Below are 19676 nucleotides of genomic sequence, written 5' to 3' on the forward strand. Positions count from 1 at the left end.
ATATATGGATCGCATTACAAATATTCAGCTTTTCACATTAATCGTTATATTCGAAGTAGGTAGTACTACTCTATTCGCAATAGGAATTGGGGCAAGACAAGATGCGTGGATCGTAATAGTGGTAGCGTATCTACTGAGTCTAGCACTAATTTGGTGTTATACTCAATTTCCGAAAATGTATCCACAAAAGGACTTTGCCTTTATTTTAGACGATTTGTTCGGGAAAATGTTAGCAAGACCGTTACTTTTTCTTTTTGGGCTATATTTTCTCCATCAAGCATTACATAATTTTTATGAATTTGGTAGTTTAATTAAAATGACTGCCCTTCCGTTTACCCCTCTAGCAGTAATTTTATATATATTTGTCTTCGTCATAATGTATATTTTGATGCTAGGAATGGAAGTACTTGTTCGTTCTATTGAAATCGTATTTTTGTATTTCATTATCTTTCTTATATTAATCTTTGTTCTCAATTTTGTAGCAGAAGAATTCGATCTTATTAATCTTTTACCTATTTTAGACAAAGGGTTTGGTTCGATTTTAAAAGAGGTTCCTTCTGTTCTTGGATTTCCTTTCGGAGAAGTAGTGGTTGTATTAGTATTTTGGCACTTTGTTCAACAGCAGAAATCGATTCGAAAAACGACCTATATTGCCGTAACCTTTTCTACTTTAATATTAATCACTTCTGTGATTGTCATGATTTCTGTTTTAGGTCCAGACCTAGCAACACATATGGAAATTCCGTTATTAGAGACATTGCTCTCTATCCATATTGGTATGATTTTTACAAATTTAGATAGTATGGGTGTATTTATTATGTTTGTCGGTGGATTTTACAAAACTGCCATTCACTTTTTCGCCTTTTCTATTGTGATGACATGGATGGTCGGCAAGCGAAAGCCAAATTGGGTGATCGCTATCTTTGGCCTACTTCTGCCAATATTGGCCCTATTTCAATTTGAAAGTCTTGAACACCAAAGATGGAAGGGGATGGAGGCAGGAGTATACAATATTGTTGTATACTCCTTGATTCCTGTATTTTTACTCATTCTCGCATTTGTAAAAAAATGGAATGAAAGGAAAGGGAAGAAGAAATGAAATCTGAAATCACGAAAATTATCGATGTTCTAAAAGAAGACTACTTCTTAGCCTTTATTATGATTAGTGGTCTCATATATATTATGGTAATCTGCCTATTCACTTTATTTTATTTGGTAAAAGGGTTATTTAAATAATTATTGTTCACCAGGTGCCAATTCCCCTTTAATTAAACCAGCATTCTTAATCGTTACATTAACTTTTACTTCTACCTTTGTATTAGGGTAATTCTCTTGCCAGTTTTCTTTTATTTTGTGCCAAACCTTTGGATTCTTTTTATGAATGGTTTCCCCGAAGCCTAAGATATCTGATTTTAATTCTGTTTGAGTTTTTTCTACTAACCGCATGATATCCTCTTCAACTTGTTTCTCCGTTGTTTCCTTCACTTTATTGACATATTCGACGACCTCTTGATTACTAGTAAATTTTCTATTGGCTACTTGTTCTACTAATTGGGTTTCCTGATTTAACTCGATGGTAAAGGTAATGGGTTCCTCTCCTTTTATTGTAGGAATGATCTTTGCTTTTTTAGAAATTAAGCGAAGGGAAATGATCGAACCATCGTCCATTGGGACCTTAAATGTACCCTGTGATTTGTTCGTTGATTCTGTTCGTACCCAATTATATGCCATCGCTTCTGTTTCGTTAAGAAATCCAACAAAGCTATCCTGTTGAAACACAGCACCTCCAGTCAATTTAATCGATTCCTCTTCCAATTCTTCGGCTTTATCAAAGCTTAATACACCTAATACTGGATCAATCCCTTCCTTTAGTGATTTTTTATAAAAGTTTAATAAGTTGTGGGTAACAGCATCAAATTTTGCGCTAATAAAAAGACTATTTAAAAAATTAGCTGGTACAGAGGCAATCGATTTCACCTTTTTTTCAAGGAAGGTTCTGGCCATTGTGCCCTTTGCTACTGCAACCCATACATAACTACGTACCCTTTTGTCTCTTTGAAACGTTTCAAATAAATTTAATAACCCGTCCTTGGCGACCTCTTCGCTAACGATGACGACTTTATTATGGGCATAAAATCCATTACGCCCTACATTTTGATCTGCCTTGCGAATTAACTCGGAGACTGTAGTTCCTTTCGAAGTAATAACAATAAACGGCTCTACTGGCGATGGAGCAACAGCACTTAATGCAGCAGGCCTTAGATATTGAGCACTTAGAATATATTCACCTGTTTCTGGATTTTTATCTATCGCAAGGGCCGTAATAATCCCGACTTCCGTTAGCTCTAAACGATCCCAGCAACCTGTTAATAGCAATAGAGATAAGAACACAGCAACTATTTTAACTGATCGTTTACGTATAAAAAGATGACCGCTTTTCATCATCTATACACATCTCCCTTAGAACCCGTATTCTTTGTTGTTGATTTCGGCTTATTTTTCATAAACTGGATTGGTAATCGGAAAGGGAAATCCTTCCACTCTTTCAGAATAATAGGTCCATATGGTGTTAAATACGGTATTCCAAAAGAGCGCAAGGAACAGACATGGGTGATCACGATAAGAGAACCCATAAGTAGACCATACAGACCAAAGGTTCCAGCTAATAATAAGAGAAAATACCGAATCAAGATAGAGACACCATTATAGACCGTAACCACAAATCCCGTAATGGCTGTGAGTGCGACAACGATAACCATTGGTGCCCCAACTAATCCTGCTTGAACGGTTGCCTCCCCAATTACTAAGGCACCCACAATACTAATCGCGGAACCAACAGGTCGTGGCATTCGCACACCCGCTTCTCTTAATAACTGAAAAACAATCAGCATTAATATTGCCTCAAGCATAATTGGAAAGGGAACCTTCTCCTCTGCTGCTGCCATTGTTGTTAATAATAAGGTTGGCACCATTTCCTGATGGAAGGTGGAGGCCGCAACAAATAAAGGGGCTGTATATATCGTCAAAAACAGGGAGATTATACGAATAAAGCGAATAAAAGTAGTAAACAAGTAGTTATTATAATAATCCTCCGGTACTTGTAATGCTTCAATGAATAAAAAAGGAACCGTCAGAACAAAAGGAGTGCCGTCACATAGAATCGCTACTCTACCCTCCAATAGCTTGGCTGCCACCTTATCTGGTTTCTCACTATTTCCTACTGTGGGAAATGGTGAGAATTTATGATCTCGGATAAATTGTTCAATATAACCTGATTCTAAAATAGAGTCCGACTGGATAGCTTTCAGCCTTTTCTTTACTTCCTTTACGATATCATCTTTGGCAATTCCATCGACATATCCAATTCTAACAGTGGTTTGTGTTAGTTCACCTATCTGCATATCTTCAAATCTTAAATTTGGATTTTTGATAATCCGTCTAAGCATGGAGGTATTCGTTTTTAAGACTTCATTAAATCCTTCTCTCGGACCCCTTACGGTAGACTCTGTATCTGGTTCTTCTATCCCTCTGGACTCATATCGAATCGTATTCACAACTAATGCAACAGTAGAACCCTCTACCATTATCACTGTCTTCCCTACTAAAATACCCTTTACCATATCCTTAAGATTTGTAACTTCTTTTACATCCAGGTTATGCACAATACGATTTTGGATAAAGGGAATTACCTCAGCTTTTGGTGATTCTGAATGACTAGACTCCTCTAATATTGGCTCCATAATACTTTTATTAATACTTTCTGCATTAATTAACCCCTCCAAATAGCATAGAAGTACTTTTTTCTGCTCTTGAAGCGGTAGGTTGAATTCTCGATATTTAATGTCTGTACTTTGATGAAATATTTGCTGTAAGGCAGCTTTATTATCCGATATATTTCCATGGATATTTCCTTTTATTTGTTCGATTTCTGTTTTTGGACTCTTTTCACTTTTCTTTCCAAACCATAATTTTCGTTTCCTATTCATCTGACAGCCCTCTCTAAAAGAAGTAATATTTTTTAGTATGGGTGAAAGCTTGAAAATTCATGCACTAGGAAGGAAAATCGGAGTATTTCATGGCAAAAGAAATAAGAGTCTTTCAAACAAAAAAACCTGTACCAAAGGTTTTCTTTCTGGACAGGTTTATGCGTCTATTGGCTGAAGTGGAGGGTTTATGATCAAGTGAAAAAGACTGTGACTCTTCCAATATTGTCTACTATTTAGTTGACTCCTTCTAGAATAGCTAAAATGTCCTCTTTCGTATCAGCATGGATCAATTTTTGAATATTTTCTTCCTCTGCACAAACTAATGCAATCTTGGATAGGATCTCTAAGTGCTCCTCCCCTTTTCCAGCGATTCCGATCAAGATATGGACATTTTCTCCATTAAAATCAACCCCATCAGGCACAGTGACCACAGATAGACCCGTGTGAAGGACCGCATCCTTCGCATCATCAGTTCCATGTGGAATGGCTACATTATTTCCGATATAAGTGGAGGTTAGCTTTTCACGTTCTAACATTTTATCAACATAGGATTCCTCTACATATCCATTTTCCTTCAAAATATTCCCTGTCAAGCGAATTGCTTCTTCCTTATCGTTTAATACTGCCCCTAACATCATATTATCTTTTGTTAAAATATCCTTTGTCATTTATAAGCACTCCTTTTTATATCGTTAATTTCTCTTTAATAAACTGATGTAATTGGATAGCGAGATAAGAACCTATTCTCTCCTGATCCTCGGATTGAAATATTTCCGTACTCTCTTGATTTCTAATTAACAAGCTGCTAATAAAGCTTAATATCTCCATTTCTGCTTCCTCTGCGTTAATTGGTGAAAGCATGATCAAGAAATGTTTGATTTTCATACTATTACCATCCATTCCTTGAACGATGATCGATTTTGCTAAAGGATGGATCGTAAAGCTTGGCTTCATAATATCTTCACTACGTGTATGAAATAATGCCAGCATTGTATTTGGAATACCTAATCCACCTAAGTCTGCCCTTTCTTGCAATTTGATTGCTACCCTTTTGGCATCGGTGATTACTTCCTTTTCCTCTAACTCCTTACAAATCTCTTGTAAAATAAAAGCTAATGCTTGATTTCCTTGATAGGATTGAAGATAAAAGCCTTCTAATAAGGAAATCACTGCACTTGTCATCGATTTTATACCTTTTATGTGGTTAACCGTTTCTTGCTTCGTTATTTTCCTGTTTTTTAATGTAGTGATCTTTGCTTTTTTTAGGCCAGCTTTCATTTTAAGTTTTCGGATTTGACTATTAATCTTATGAATATCCTCTGTCGTCAGAATAGGTGATGCCAAAATATACTCATGCTCCATATGCTTGATCGGCACTGTTGAGATAATAAAATCATAGCTCGACCATTTTCTATTCTCTAAATCAAATAAAGAAGAGCTTTCAATCTCGGTGATCTCAGGAATTTGTTGAATAATCTTCGATGCGAGCATCTTGGATGTCCCTATCCCACTCGAACAGACTACAAGTACTTTTAACGTTATTTCTTTATCCATTCGTAAGAGAGCAGAAGCAAAATGTAGCACAAGGTAAGCAATTTCCTCTTTTGGAAAATGGATATCAGGAAACACTTTCTTTGTCCCTTCCTCCAATATAAAGAAAAGCTGATGGTAGTCTGATTCTATTTCTTCCATTAATGGATTCTTAATATTCATTCCTTGCTGCAGCCGATAAATGGCTGGCTTTAAATGGGCAACGAGGTCATCTAGAATATGCTCTAAACTCAGTAAATCTTTATTTAATATATTACTAACAAAGGAAATTAGTTGCTTTGCCTTGTAAGCAATGTCTAGAGAGGACTCTTCCATCAAATATTCATGGTTTCGTAGTTTAGCACCAAGTAAGTGCATGGTTACATAACCTATTTCATCATTAGGTATTTCAATCTGTAGCTGTTCCTCCAACGTAAAAGTAATTTCGTGTGCGATCTTATATTCCTTTGTCTCCTGCAGCTCTTTTAAATAAACGGGATCGAACTGTATTCTTTCCCCTTTCTGTAGCCTTTCCATTGCAAGAGCCAAATGAACGACAAGGCCAACATAGGCACTGTCTGCGAGTTCATAGGGAAGATTCGCGCGGTAAGCATTCACCGTTTGTTCGATATAGGTTAATTTATCTTGATCAACCATACCTAACAAACGATTAGATATCGCATTAGACGGATCTTCTTTTTCAATGTTCTTACGTAGTAATTGGATAACCTCTGATTCACTGACATGCTTAGAGATTAAATAACTGATGGCAGCACGTTTATTTTCTTCTGCACCATCTATTTTGACACCATATCCTCTTCTTCGTATTAGGTTCAATTCATACTTTGTCATGATTTCCTCTAGCATATCTAAATCATGACTGATCGTGGCAATCGTTACATTTAGTTCACTGGCTAAATGAAATAATTTGATTGGCTCTCTTGTTTCAAGAAGGGTTGTTAGTATAATCGACTGTCTCTCATCTGGTGTATAATCGGTATATTGTAGCTTCATGATCGCATGCTTTAATGCCTTTTTATCAGTATCGTCTCCTAAAACCGATACCCCTACACCTGCGCGCTTGTTTATACGGAGCTCATATTGCGATAGAACGTCTTCCATATTTTTTAAATCACGGTGTACAGTTCTTTCACTTACTTCTAAGTTCTTGGCAATGGTTTTGATAGTGGTTGGCTCCTGTTTCGATAAGAGTAATTCAATAGTACGTCTTTCTCTACCCGATAAATACAATAAACACCCCTCCCTTTCCCCAATACAAGACAGACAAATTTAAATTACTTTCTTTCAGTTTATACCTGCTTTCCCCATCGTTTCAACGTTATTTTATTATTTTATTTTCTGGTTAAATGTTGACAAAATTTAATAAGTTAGAAATGCGGAATTCACGTGGAGCTAGGTAATTCTATTTGTGTAGAAGTGGAAATTAAAAGGAAAACACATTTTAATAAACCTAAAATGTGTTTTCCTTTGTTTTACCCTAATTCACGTTTAAATAATTTATTGGAAATAATGTAAGCGATGATCATGACACCGATGCACCAAGCAAGAGCAGTCCAGATACTATTGTTAACCTGGCCTTCATATAAGAGGGCACGAATCGAATTTACGATTGAAGTAACGGGCTGGTTCTCCGCGAACGCACGAACAATTTTAGGCATGGTTTCGGTGGGAACAAAAGCCGAGCTAATAAAAGGTAGAAAAATCAGCGGGTACGAGTATGCTGTCGCTCCTTCCATTGACCGTGCTGTCAGCCCGGGAATGACCGCGAGCCATGTCAGCGCCAGTGTAAACAGACTGAGTATTCCAACTACCGCGAGCCAATCTAGGATATCCGCATTAGATCGGAATCCAATTAAGAGCGCGATGAGGATAACGATACCGACAGTGAGCACGTTGGTAACAAGTGAGGTCCACACGTGAGCCCACAACACCGATGAGCGCTTGATGGGCATGGTAATAAAACGCGCCATCAGTCCGCTTTTTACATCTGTAAATAGTCGTAAGGAAGTGTAAGCAATGCCTGATGCGATAGTGATTAGCAAAATTCCCGGCAATAAATAATTGACGTAGTTGTCGGTGCCTGTCTCTATAGCACCGCCGAATACGTAGACAAACAACACCATCATTATAATCGGCGTAATCGCAACCGTAATAATCGTATCTGGACTGCGCATAATATTGCGCATTAAACGCCTTAGTAATACCCATGTTCTACTTTTCATTTATATTACCTCCTTTTTGACCGATTACCGAAAGGAAAATCTCTTCCAATGTCGGCTGTTTTTCGATATATTCCACTTTCGTTGGCGGGAACATCTCTTTAAGCTCGGAAAGGGTACCGGTCGTGATGATTTTTCCGCCATGCAGGATGGCAATACGGTCCGCCAGTTGTTCGGCTTCCTCCAAGTACTGGGTCGTCAGCAAGATGGTCGTGCCGCCGTCGGCAAGCTTCTTGACAGTATTCCAGACTTCAATCCGTGCTTCGGGGTCAAGCCCTGTTGTCGGTTCGTCGAGAAAAATGATTGCTGGCGTCCCGATCAAGCTCATGGCGATGTCAAGCCGGCGCTTCATCCCGCCGGAATACTTGTCGGCCCGTCGGTTGGCCGCATCGGTCAGGCTGAATCTTGCTAGCAGATCGTCGGCGACTTGAGCGGGATTGGAAACTCCCCGCAACTCAGCGATCATCATCAGGTTTTCCCGTCCAGTGAGCATGCCGTCTAAAGCTGCGAACTGCCCTGTCAGGCTAATGCTCTGGTGAACATGATCAGATTGACGATGGACGTCAAAGCCGCAAATATCTACTTCGCCGCCATCGGGCTTCATTAGCGTCGAGAGGATGTTGACCGTCGTCGTCTTGCCCGCTCCATTTGATCCCAGCAGTGCGAAAATTTCGCCACGCCGCACCTCAAAATCTACCCCCTTTAGAACTTGCTTGTCTTTAAAGGATTTTTTTAACCCTTTTACAGAAATCGCTGCATTACTCATACTTTTTTCCTCCTTATTAAAGCGCAACAAGGCGCTAATTTACCTATATTTTTCTATTCAGTCTGACTGATAATCTGTGTGACTTACTACCAGATTAAAAATATAACTGAATAATGAAGGTGCACATCCACATTTGTAACCAGCTATTCAGTCAGAATTATTTATTGAATTTACTTTTTTCTCAATGCTTAATAATACTCTGATTCAAATCTTCCGATACTTGTCGACATAGGTTTTAGGATTTGCCATTAGTTCGTCGGCAAAGCAACAGGGTAAATAAAAAACATAATATTATTAGTACGAAGCAAACTCGAACGATATTTCGGCAAAAGTTCGATAGAATTTTGCCGTCTAGTATTATGTTCCTTCTATTTTTTCTTAGCCTTATCGACTTTTTGTTTGATCGATTCTTGATAAATATCAGCGTAAGTTTTTGAGTCTTCAATCAGTGCATCGCAGAAAGCAGCAACGTCTGTTCCTGTGACTTCAAGCACACCTTTCCCAGCAGCTACGCCTTCTTCAAAGAAGTTGATAATCTCTGAGAGCAGTCCGATACCTTCGTTTAGCTCAACAGGACCGACTTTAAAGAGATATTTTTGGATCTCTTTATAAACAATTTGGTAATCTTGCGGAAGCGCTTTGACACGTGAAACATGGGCTCTCCATACTTTTTTGCCTTCGATGATTCCCTTGATACTCATTTCAGTCCTCCTAATTTTTTTGCTACGTTCTTGTTGAGTTGTTCACGCCATTTATCTCTATAAGTTTTTGCGCCTTCGTCACCAACAAGCGCTGCGCAGAAGCCTTTGATATCATCTCCTAGTACTTCATCGACGCTCTGGCCGTCTGCTGATGTAACTTCAAGCAGTTCAAGAGCACTGTCAAGAATCGGCATCAGATTACGACCGGTGAAATCTCCGTGAACCCAGAGATTACTATTAATTTCTTTCCAAGCAGTTTGATAGTCAGCTGGCAAGACTTTTGCTCGTGCTTCAAAACCTTTTATTTCTTTAGTCATATCGCTACCGGTTATTTTTTCTAAAAAGTTCATTGTATTCTCCTTTAAGATACTAAGCTGTTCAGCAAAGTACTATTATTTAATCGCATCGTTGAGTTTTTGACGTTGTTTATCAACCCACGATTTTGCATCAATGACGAGATCATCACAGAAGGCTGCTACGTCGTTGCCAGTAACTTCTTTAACACGCTTGCCATCGGCTACGGCTTCTTCAAGAAGGTCGATGATGTGATTAAAGACGAATTTCGTTTCTTGCCAATCTATCATGCCTCCAGTGTTAAAGAGATATTTTTGCATAGCTTTGTAAGCGTTGTGGTATTCACTTGGAAGTGTCTTTGCACGCGCCTCCATCGCCTTCCATTCCCGCTTGTCTTCCAGACTTCCAATAATTTTTTCAAAAATATTCATTTTACTTCTCTCCTTTTGATTTTATTCGTTTTGAGTTCGTTAATTTTACTTGAGACAAAATCCCATCTTCTCCAAAAAATTTCAAGTTGCTTTTGACCTGCTGCGTTGAGTGTGTAAAATTTTCTCGGCGGTCCCTTAGTGGATGGCTTTTTCTCGATGTCCACCAGATTATGTTTCTCAAGTCGCATAGTAATCGTATAAACTGTGCCTTCCACTACATCGGTGAAGCCAAGCTCTCGAAGATGTTGCGTGATTTCATAGCCATAAGTTTCGCCACGGCTGATGATCTCAAGCACACAACCCTCAAGCACCCCTTTCAGCATTTCTGTGTTATTTTCCAAGTTTCCCACTCCATTTGTATTTCCCTATATTTTTTCAGTATTCTGTATCACAGGTATTTTGCAATACAGATATTAAGTGTTACTGATTACTAGTATATAGTAATACATAATAGCATCACTTGTCAAGAATAAAAAGTCCATTTTTTTAAGGATTCGAAACTAACTCAAGTCATCTGAGAGCTATACTTAGTCTGTTATTATAGAAGTTTCTCTATAGATTAATCACTCTACAATCGTCTTAAAGTTTTCATGTATAAATTAAAAAGGATAATTAGCCTTAAATAGGCTAACTATCCTTTGACGGATTATTTTATTTTTTATTTTTCAGTTCGTTAACTAATTCATCGTACTTTGGACTACTTAAGAAATTGTCTACTGAGATATGCTGGGCATTTGGTATTTTTGCCTTAGCCCGGTCCGTTAAGTCTTTATGGGTAATAATAAGATCTGCATCTTCTTGAAGATCATTTATCGCTTTATTCGTCACTTCAATATCAATGTTTGCCTTTTTGAATTTATCACGAAGCAATGAAGCTCCCATTGCGCTCGAACCCATCCCTGCATCACAAGCAAAAACCACTTTATTTACTTCACCCATCACTTTATTCTCCGTTAAATTATCTGCCACAGAGCTTTTCTTCCCTTTCATCTCTTGCATCTTACTTGTAGCATCGGTAAGATCTTCTTCCCTCTCCTTGCTCGTTCTTAATATCACTGCAGCAATTAAGAAGGAAACAATGGTTGCCACAATAACTCCTAGAATAACAGCAAGATGATCTCCTCTCGCCGTCATTGCTACTAACGCAAATATACTTCCAGGTGATGGAGGTGCTGATAAGCCTGCATTAAATAAACTGAATGTGAACACACCACTCACACCACCACCGATAGCTGCTAATAATAGTGCTGGCTTCATTAAAATATATGGGAAGTAGATCTCATGAATCCCACCTAAAAAATGAATAACTGCTGCACCAGATGCCGAATTTTTCGCCATTCCTTTACCGAATAGCATAAAGGCTAATAAAATTCCTAGACCTGGTCCTGGATTTGTTTCTAACAAGAACAGAATCGATTTCCCTGCTTCAGAGGCTTGGTCTACCCCTAGAGGACTTAAAATCCCATGATTGATGGCATTATTTAAGAAAAGCACCTTAGCTGGTTCTATGATGATGTTCGCAAGCGGTAATAGGCCTGCATTGATTAAGGCTTCTACTCCAGATGCTAAAACTTCACTTAACACTGTCACAATTGGTCCAATAACCTTCAAGGCAATTCCTGCTAGAATTGCAGCAAGTATACCTGCTGAGAAGTTATTATAGAGCATTTCAAATCCAGAACGAATTCGATGTTGGAATAATCCATCTATTTTTTTGATTAAATACCCACTGAGCGGCCCTACTAGCATCGCTCCTAAAAACATCGGTATATCGGCACCAACAATAACCCCCATTGTCGCCGTCGCACCCACTACACCACCACGAATGTCATATACGATTTTCCCACCAGTAAAACCAATTAATAATGGCAATAAATAGTTAATCATTGGATCTACTAGTGCCGCAAAATCTTCGTTTGGCATCCAACCATCTGGTATAAATAGTGCGGTAATAAGACCCCATGCGATAAACGCAGCAATGTTTGGCATAATCATACCACTTAAATAACTACCAAAACGTTGAACTTTCGCTCGAAATCCTTTATTTTCCATTGACTTTACCCCTTTCCCTCTTTTTTTAGATAAGAATAATTGCTTATCTTAAGAATATAGCGATAACATCTCATATTCAAACTAATCTAATCATTATTTTGGCAAAGAGGATGTTGTCAGGATTTAATAAAGTAAGACTTCCATCAGTAGGGATGGTTAACGAAACTTATTAGGATGCGTAGCGCCAGTGACCGAAACAACACTTTTTTAGTTCTCGAAATAACTCCTATAGATGTAAGCTAAAGAACAACTTCAATAAATGGTAATCTATCTGTCTATGTGGAGTGCCAACAAGCGTCTTAGGTTGTCATCAATAAATTGATTATCGGCACTGTTGATCCCGCGTCCCGCGAAATGGCCCCAAATTGACTCGATAGGTTGAAAATCAGCGTTCGGTATAAGATTAGCCTCGTATTCATTATCATCTGCTGTGCAGAAAAGATCTGTGCTCCCTGGCATGATGCAGGTAAGTGCTTGAATGCCTCTGAGTGCCGCATCGAAATCACCGTTATAGGTGGAATTTGCACTTAGATCTGCGTTTTGTCCAGTCCATAGCATTGCCAGAACATTGTGGGGATCCATCTTCATAAAACTCTTTTCCCAGACACCAGCTACAAAACTCTCTAATGAATCATATCCTAGCACACGATAAAGTTCCTCTTTGTAAAATGTCTGAGATAAGCCCCACCCCGCATAAACACGGGCAACGGCACGCATGTCTGTAGAAGTCAACTGACTTATTTTATTGGAATCAAAACCTACTGAAGCCATGAGTGAAGCCTTCATTCCATCTAGGACTATATATGTTTGTGGCCAAGTCTTTGCACCCCCACAGAAGGGTGCAATACGTTCTACCATGTCTGGATAACTTGCCCCCCATTGGAATGCTTGAACACCTCCCATTGACCATCCAACGACGAGAGCGATCTTGTGAATCCCAAATTTTTCGGTCACTAGTCGATGCTGTAATTTCACATTGTCATAGATCGTAACTTGAGGAAATTTAGCTCGATCGAATGGAGGTGGCGTGTTACTAGGAGATGAGGATAATCCGTTACCTAGCAAATTAGGAACAATAATAAAATATTTTTGTGGATCCAGTGCCATTCCATTTCCAATCAACCATTCATTCTGAACATGTTGGTCACCAAAAGCAGTTGGATAGATGATCACATTATCTTTCTTTTCATTTAATTTCCCGTAAGTCTTATAAGCAAGAAAAGCTTTCGGTAACGTCACTCCTGATTGCAAGGTTACGTCACCTAAATCAAAAATTTCATAATCCATTCTATTGTTGCTCCCTTCTATTTTTAAAACAAAACTTTTTAGAATCTATTTCTTTGTTGTAAGTATAAACCTGTGTTACTCTCAATAAAAGTGAATAAAATTAAAAATAGTATTCAATAAAATTGAAAGTGCTAGGAGGAAAATAGGATGGAATTGCGTCAACTAAATACGTTTCGTACGGTTGCATCCACTCTAAATTTTAGTCGTGCTGCGGAAGTGCTCAATTATGTCCCTTCTAACATCACCATGCAAATAAAAGCATTGGAAGAAGAACTTGGTGTGCGACTCTTTGACCGATTGGGCAAGAAGCTCGTTCTTACAACAGCTGGTAAACGTTTTTTAACACATATCGAAGAGGTTCTAAACAAATTGGACGAAGCCCGCAGTGTCGTTCATGACAATGAAGAGTTAAGCGGTACTCTAACGATAAGTGCCAACGAGGTTCTTTGTGCCTACCGTCTTCCAGTTGTCTTTCAGCTATATCGTTCGCGTCATCCTGGTGTTCGTCTCATTTTTCGCTCTGTTCCAAATCAGCGACTTAAGGAAACACTTTTTGAAGGAACCGCGGATGCCGTCTTTATGCTGGACGAACCAATTCGTTCGAGCGGACTTGCAGTAGAACCGTTACTGGAAGAAACTTTCCGCCTTCTCGTCAATCCAGACCATCCCCTTGCAAAACGATCCGCACTAAAACTAGAAGATTTCCATGAAGAGGTGTTTCTGGTTAATGAAAAGGGTTGTACCTATCGAACCATGTTTGACCGGTCATTTGAGAAAAAGGGCATTGATAATATTACTTATTTAGAGTTTCACAATGCCGAAGCGATTAAACAATGTGCCATTACGGGAATCGGTATTGCCTTTCTTCCTGAAATAACAGCACAAGCCGAAATCGAACGGGGCGAACTTGTTGCTCTTCCATGGCAAATTCCCGACTTGCACGTCTACACACAAATGCTGTGGCATAAAGACAAGTGGCTTTCACCGATGATGTCATCTTTCCTAGAAGTAGTAAGAGAGGTTATCGCTATTGGGGAGGAGAATAAACAGCGATAGGAAACCCCTTATTCTCCTAATACCTAATTGCACCTCCACACGTAACTAATGAAGAAAACAATAGAGAAGGAAGGGCACAGATTCCCTCCCTTCTTGTCTATTTACCTATTATGTGCAAACGTTTCCACACACTAATATATCTTCTCTTTTATGAAAGTACAATCATTTTTCACTAGTCTAAAGTGTCTATGTTTAGTAATTTCGTTGCCTTACAGATTACGTTACTGTCTCAGCATTCACAAGGCTTTATCGAAAAGCTGCTCAGCTCCTTCACCACTCGAGAAAGCGGCAATCCAACAACTGTATAGTAGTCACCTATAATCTGTTTCACAAATATCGCACCAATGCTTTGGATCCCATAAGCCCCTGCTTTATCATAAGGATCATTGGTTGAGAGGTACCAATTTATCTCTTCCTCCGATAAAGTCCAGAATTCAACCTCTGTTCTTTCTACAAATGCGACTTCATTATCGAAGGAACGAATCATAACCCCTGTAAATACTTCATGTACATTTCCACTCAAGGTCGCAATCATACGATAAGCTTCCTCTTTATTTTTTGGTTTTTCGAGAATTTGATTATTGTAGGACACTACCGTATCAGCAGCTAAGATCACTTCTCCATCCTCCTGCAAGGTCACATGTCGCCCTTTTAGCAAAGCAAGCTTCCGCACCTTTTCAGCTGGATCCTTGCTAGCTATTTGAGATTCATCAACATTTGGTGCTCTTAGTGTATACGGAATTTCCACCTGTTTTAAAAGCTCTTGTCTTCTAGGTGATGACGATGCTAATACAAGTTTATTTTTCATGATATTCCTCCTGCAAATTTTTTATCAATTAAAAAGCACTAACTACTATATCTACTAAACTTTTATATGTTACCGGTAACTGGAATATATGGAACGAAGAGGATAATAGAAGTTTGTGTAATTTTTTTCACTATATTCTTTTTCTCATTAGACAAACACGCATTAAAATGCGGGTGATTCCTAATAAAAAAACTTGGAATAAGATTTCACCCCACTGATTCTAAAAAATCAACCTAAATTTATCTTACCATGCATATACTTTTTTACAAAAGCAGACTTTCTAATTAAATGTTAACGATAACAGTGATAGGGGGGTGCTAGAGGCATATGATAGTAAAACTATGAAAATCGCTACTAACTTTGACAACGCTGTCAACAAAGGAAGGAGACATAGAATGACAGACAAAATCTTAGAAATGAAAAATATCCATAAATCATTCCCTGGAGTCAAGGCATTAACGGATGTTCAGCTTGATTTGTATAGAGGTGAAGTGTTAGCACTTATCGGCGAGAACGGGGCTGGTAAGTCCACCTTAATGAAAATCCTTACAGGTATTTATCAAAAGGATCGTGGTTCGATTGTTTATAAGGGGAAAGAGGTGGCACCAAAAAACACGAAGGAAGCACAGGAGTTGGGTATTAGTATCATTCACCAAGAACTAAACTTAATGCAAGACCTTACTGTTGCAGAAAATATATTTATCGGAAGAGAGCCACGGGATAAGCTGCAATTCTTTTTAAAGGATAAAGAATTGAACAAAAAAGCAGAGGAATTGTTTCAGCAGCTAAACATTCATTTAGATCCAAAAACAAAAATAGCGGAACTAACCGTTGCTAAACAGCAGATGGTCGAAATAGCGAAGGCTCTGTCCTTTCATGCCAAAATCCTTATTATGGATGAGCCTACTGCAGCTTTAACTGACACGGAAATAAGTACATTATTTAAAATTATCCATTGGCTGAAAAGGGAAGGTGTAGGAATCATCTATATCTCACATCGGATGGAAGAATTAAAACAAATTTCGGATCGGATTGTGGTGATGAGAGATGGGGAGTATATCGATACACTCGAAACAGCTAGTGCGAACATCAAACAAGTTGTTTCCTTAATGGTAGGAAGAAAACTCCATATCGAACAAAAAGCTACTAATCCAAGTAGATGGAAGGAAATTGCCCTTGAAGTGAACCAGCTAAACAATCGTTATTTAAAAGATGTTTCTTTTCAGCTCAAAAAGGGAGAAATTTTAGGCTTTGCTGGTTTAGTAGGGGCTGGCAGGACAGAGGTAGCTCGAGCTATTTTTGGTGCAGATCCTTCCACAGGGATAATCAAAATACATGGGAAAACTGTGTCCATTAAACAGCCATATGATGCGGTGAGGCATGGAATAGGCTATTTATCAGAGGATCGCAAACGTTTTGGGCTTCTATTAGAACAAACAGTCCAAGAAAACATTGCCGCTTCCTCATTAGCTCATTATACGAAATTTACCTTTATGCATACGAAGAAGATAAAAAAAGAGACACAAAGCTATTCCAATCAACTAAAGGTGAAGACACCAAGCATGAACCAATTGGTGAAATACTTATCTGGTGGTAATCAACAAAAAGTCGTTATAGCAAAATGGCTATTAAAGAATTGTGACATATTAATTTTTGATGAACCAACAAGAGGAATAGATGTCGGAGCAAAACAAGAAATTTATGATCTATTAGAAAGTCTCGCAAAGGAAGGAAAATCCATTATCATGATTTCCTCTGAATTACCGGAAGTATTACGGCTTAGTGACCGGATTATAGTCATGAATGAAGGACGAACAACTGGGGAGTTGCCCCGGCATGATGCGAACCAGGAATCAATAATGGAGCTAGCGACGAAACAAGCTTGAAATAAGGAGTGATGTTCATGTCTACCGCAGTGATAAAGCAAAAAATGAGAGGTTCTGCAGCCCTTCAGCAAATTTTGGCATTTGCTAGTTTGGTTCTTTTAATTATTTTCTTTTCTCTAGCCTCTGATAATTTCATGCAATGGTCAAATATTGAAGGTATCTTACTATCAACGACAGTCATTGGGATACTGGCATTAGGCACTACCTTTGTCATCATTACAGGTGGTATCGACTTATCGATAGGTACTGGGATGACGCTCACCTCTGTCATGACGGGAGTATTTATTGTTTATTTAGGCTTACCTATCCTAATAGGTATCCTTGGTGGAATTGTAATGGGAGCACTTATTGGACTAATCTCGGGATTCTCTGTTTCGATATTAAAAATACCGCCATTTATTGCTACGCTTGCAATGATGATGATCGCAGAGGGATTGTCTCTCATAATCTCTGGGGCTTCACCTATTTATTTTAGTGATATAGAGGGCTTTCATCAAATTGCACTCGGATCTATTATTCCTGGAGTCAACCTTCCAAATGCTATATTAATATTTTTTCTTATGGTGCTGATCGGCTGGATATTATTATCCAAAACCATCGTCGGGCGCTATACCTTCTCGATTGGTAGTAATGAGGAAGCCACTCGTTTATCGGGGATCAATGTTACGAAATGGAAAATCATTATTTATACCATTGCTGGATGCTTCACCGGTGTTGCTGGTGTGATTATGGCATCAAGGCTAGATTCTGCACAACCAGCACTTGGGATGGGATATGAGCTAGAAGCAATTGCTGCTGTCGTGATTGGTGGTACATCATTAAGTGGTGGTAAGGGCTCTTTAGTCGGGACGATGATTGGAGCACTCATTATGAGCGTACTTACAAATGGTCTACGGATCATGTCGATCCCACAGGAATGGCAGACAGTTGTCATTGGGTTTGTTATTTTACTCGCTGTTTATATCGATATGTTAAGAAAAAAGAATGTATAAAAAGGGGAGTTAACGATGAAAATGAAAAGCGTATTAGCCATTATTTCTTTGGTACTGATATTAGCTGCTTGTGCGAATAACACAACGGAGCAAAAAGAAGAGCCTAATTCAGGTTCATCAGAGGAACAGCCATATATCGCCATCATCTCTAAAGGTTTCCAGCATCAATTCTGGCAAGCGGTTCAAAGTGGAGCAGAGAAAGCAGCAGAGGAATTCCAGGTCGAGATTACCTTCGAAGGACCAGAAAGTGAATCACAGGTGGATAAGCAAATGGAAATGTTACGCACGGCTCTGGACAAAAAACCTGATGCAATTGGTTTTGCAGCACTAGATTCACAAGCTGCTACCCCATTACTAGAAGAAGCAAGTGAGCAAGATATTCCGATTATTGCCTTTGATTCTGGTGTGGATAGTGACATCCCTATTACTACAGCCTCAACCGATAATTATGCCGCTGCTTCACTCGCTGCAGAAAAAATGGCTGAATTAATGGATGAAGAAGGAAAGGTTGCTTTAGTTGTGCATGATCAAGTCTCTCTAACTGGAACACAGCGTCGCGATGGTTTTGTAGAAACGATCGAAGAAAATTATCCAAACATGGAAATAGTTGATATTCAATATGGTGGCGGAGATCATTTAGAATCTACTAATCTTGCTAAAGCTATCTTGCAGGCTAATCCTGATATTGCAGGCATCTATGGCTCCAATGAAGGGTCTGCAATTGGGGTGGTTAATGCGGTAAAGGAATTAGGAAAAGAAGGAGAAGTGACCATTATCGGATTTGACTCTGGCAAACAACAAATCGATGCCATTAAAGATGGTGTCATGGCAGGTGCTATTACGCAAAACCCAGAGGGAATTGGCTATGAAACCGTAAAAGCCGCAGTGGAAGCCTTAGATGGGAAAGAAGTGCCTGAAAGCATTGATACTGGCTTCTTCTGGTATGACCAAAGCAATTTAGAGGATGAAGAAATCCAAGCAGCTATTTATGAATAATACTATTAGATAAATTTCATGCTGATTTTTTAAACACCAGTGCATGTTAGAATATTTCCATTAGTGGGGTTAGAGCTATAGGAGGTTATTATGCAGACGTTATACCTTATGACTTTAAGTCTGCATTCCTCCCCACTGATGTTTAAGCAAAAATCCCTGCTAGTTATACCACCACTGAGAATTTAATTTAACTTAATGGTTTTTCTTCTCTAAAAATACTTCCTCACTACTTTTCCTATTCTCCAGAAATTCTTCATGCTTAAACCCCCACCCACACATATCGTTTAAAACTGGGCGAAGAGTCTTCCCTTGATCGGACAAAGAATATTCAACCTTCGGTGGCATCTCATAATACACATGTCTGTTGACAAGTCCATCCCGTTCCAACTCACGAAGCTGATTGGTGAGCATTCCTTGAGTAATATTTGGTAGCAAACGCCTTAATTCCCCGAACCGCTTTGTACCTTTTTGCAGTAAAATAAACAAAATAAGTGGCTTCCATTTGCCCCCTATGGCCTGCAAAGTCGTCATTATCCCTTGAGTTATTTTCGAATCTTGAACCTCTTCTTTCATGACTATCACTCCATTCTTTATTATAAGTTTAACAAAGGATAGGAAAGGAAAAAAGTACGATTATTGATCATACTAAGT

General features: G+C 38.8%; 20 protein-coding genes. 6 read left to right on the plus strand and 14 right to left on the minus strand.

Translation table 11 applies throughout. From position 1 onward, the window contains the following. Positions 1–4: 4 nt before the first annotated feature. A complete protein-coding gene (locus ACZ5R4_RS11120; protein ID WP_464367306.1) occupies positions 5–1099 on the plus strand; it encodes a GerAB/ArcD/ProY family transporter in 1095 nt (364 codons plus the stop codon). Then, positions 1096–1236, plus strand: a complete 141-nt coding sequence (locus tag ACZ5R4_RS11125) for a hypothetical protein (RefSeq protein ID WP_347834954.1) — start codon at positions 1096–1098, stop codon at positions 1234–1236. Before ACZ5R4_RS11120 ends, ACZ5R4_RS11125 begins: the two co-directional genes overlap by 4 nt. Here ACZ5R4_RS11125 and ACZ5R4_RS11130 read toward each other — a convergent pair whose 3' ends face one another. The 12 genes from ACZ5R4_RS11130 to ACZ5R4_RS11185 form a co-directional block, all read right to left on the minus strand. After that, positions 1237–2445 carry a Ger(x)C family spore germination protein gene (locus ACZ5R4_RS11130; RefSeq protein WP_464367307.1) on the minus strand — a complete coding sequence of 403 codons (1209 nt, stop codon included), beginning with the start codon at positions 2443–2445 and terminating at the stop codon, positions 1237–1239. Next, entirely contained in the window at positions 2442–3986 is a 1545-nt protein-coding gene (locus ACZ5R4_RS11135; RefSeq protein ID WP_109983140.1) for a spore germination protein, read from the minus strand. The genes ACZ5R4_RS11130 and ACZ5R4_RS11135 overlap by 4 nt, the downstream gene beginning before the upstream one ends. Positions 3987–4219: 233 nt before the next feature. Beyond that, positions 4220–4654, minus strand: a complete 435-nt coding sequence (locus ACZ5R4_RS11140; protein WP_277678045.1) for a PTS sugar transporter subunit IIA — start codon at positions 4652–4654, stop codon at positions 4220–4222. 16 nt (positions 4655–4670) lie between these two features. Continuing rightward, complete coding sequence (locus tag ACZ5R4_RS11145; RefSeq protein ID WP_464367308.1) at positions 4671–6767, minus strand: BglG family transcription antiterminator; 2097 nt, start codon at positions 6765–6767, stop codon at positions 4671–4673. Between the two features lie 242 nt (positions 6768–7009). Further along, entirely contained in the window at positions 7010–7759 is a 750-nt protein-coding gene (locus ACZ5R4_RS11150) for an ABC transporter permease (protein WP_054860146.1), read from the minus strand. Next, on the minus strand, positions 7749–8522 hold the full coding sequence (locus ACZ5R4_RS11155; protein WP_054860145.1) for an ATP-binding cassette domain-containing protein: 774 nt from the start codon (positions 8520–8522) through the stop codon (positions 7749–7751). The genes ACZ5R4_RS11150 and ACZ5R4_RS11155 overlap by 11 nt, the downstream gene beginning before the upstream one ends. A gap of 368 nt (positions 8523–8890) precedes the next feature. Further along, positions 8891–9223 (minus strand): DUF1048 domain-containing protein, encoded by a 333-nt coding sequence (locus ACZ5R4_RS11160; protein ID WP_054860144.1) that lies wholly within the window; start codon positions 9221–9223, stop codon positions 8891–8893. Further along, positions 9220–9573: a DUF1048 domain-containing protein gene (locus ACZ5R4_RS11165; protein ID WP_054860143.1), complete on the minus strand. Its 354-nt coding sequence runs from the start codon at positions 9571–9573 to the stop codon at positions 9220–9222. The genes ACZ5R4_RS11160 and ACZ5R4_RS11165 overlap by 4 nt, the downstream gene beginning before the upstream one ends. 42 nt (positions 9574–9615) lie before the next feature. Beyond that, the gene (locus tag ACZ5R4_RS11170; RefSeq protein ID WP_054860142.1) at positions 9616–9948 is read right to left on the minus strand and encodes a DUF1048 domain-containing protein; all 333 of its coding nucleotides are present in this window, start codon (positions 9946–9948) and stop codon (positions 9616–9618) included. Further along, positions 9945–10289, minus strand: a complete 345-nt coding sequence (locus ACZ5R4_RS11175; RefSeq protein ID WP_054788294.1) for a PadR family transcriptional regulator — start codon at positions 10287–10289, stop codon at positions 9945–9947. Before ACZ5R4_RS11175 ends, ACZ5R4_RS11170 begins: the two co-directional genes overlap by 4 nt. 310 nt (positions 10290–10599) lie before the next feature. Continuing rightward, positions 10600–12000 (minus strand): PTS mannitol transporter subunit IICB, encoded by a 1401-nt coding sequence (locus tag ACZ5R4_RS11180; RefSeq protein ID WP_109983146.1) that lies wholly within the window; start codon positions 11998–12000, stop codon positions 10600–10602. 267 nt (positions 12001–12267) lie between these two features. Next, a complete protein-coding gene (locus ACZ5R4_RS11185) occupies positions 12268–13287 on the minus strand; it encodes an alpha/beta fold hydrolase (RefSeq protein ID WP_464367309.1) in 1020 nt (339 codons plus the stop codon). A gap of 147 nt (positions 13288–13434) precedes the next feature. Between ACZ5R4_RS11185 and ACZ5R4_RS11190 the strand changes: the two genes are divergently transcribed. Then, the gene (locus tag ACZ5R4_RS11190; RefSeq protein WP_054860139.1) at positions 13435–14343 is read left to right on the plus strand and encodes a LysR family transcriptional regulator; all 909 of its coding nucleotides are present in this window, start codon (positions 13435–13437) and stop codon (positions 14341–14343) included. 229 nt (positions 14344–14572) lie between these two features. Here ACZ5R4_RS11190 and ACZ5R4_RS11195 read toward each other — a convergent pair whose 3' ends face one another. Next, positions 14573–15151, minus strand: a complete 579-nt coding sequence (locus tag ACZ5R4_RS11195; protein WP_109983148.1) for a Maf family protein — start codon at positions 15149–15151, stop codon at positions 14573–14575. Between the two features lie 395 nt (positions 15152–15546). Here ACZ5R4_RS11195 and ACZ5R4_RS11200 point away from each other — a divergent pair, with 395 nt between their 5' ends. Genes ACZ5R4_RS11200 through ACZ5R4_RS11210 form a run of 3 tightly spaced genes read left to right on the plus strand, consistent with a single transcriptional unit; the run spans position 15547 to position 19025 of the window. Then, the gene (locus ACZ5R4_RS11200; RefSeq protein ID WP_464367310.1) at positions 15547–17037 is read left to right on the plus strand and encodes a sugar ABC transporter ATP-binding protein; all 1491 of its coding nucleotides are present in this window, start codon (positions 15547–15549) and stop codon (positions 17035–17037) included. Between the two features lie 11 nt (positions 17038–17048). Beyond that, positions 17049–18029, plus strand: a complete 981-nt coding sequence (locus ACZ5R4_RS11205; RefSeq protein ID WP_181397411.1) for an ABC transporter permease — start codon at positions 17049–17051, stop codon at positions 18027–18029. Positions 18030–18044: 15 nt separating this feature from the next. Beyond that, a complete protein-coding gene (locus tag ACZ5R4_RS11210) occupies positions 18045–19025 on the plus strand; it encodes a substrate-binding domain-containing protein (RefSeq protein WP_464367311.1) in 981 nt (326 codons plus the stop codon). Positions 19026–19217: 192 nt separating this feature from the next. On the opposite strand, the gene ACZ5R4_RS11215 is transcribed toward ACZ5R4_RS11210, so the two are convergent. Then, complete coding sequence (locus ACZ5R4_RS11215; protein WP_109983152.1) at positions 19218–19598, minus strand: winged helix-turn-helix transcriptional regulator; 381 nt, start codon at positions 19596–19598, stop codon at positions 19218–19220. Positions 19599–19676: the final 78 nt, after the last annotated feature.

It is taken from the genome of Gracilibacillus sp. JCM 18860, from assembly GCF_055395245.1.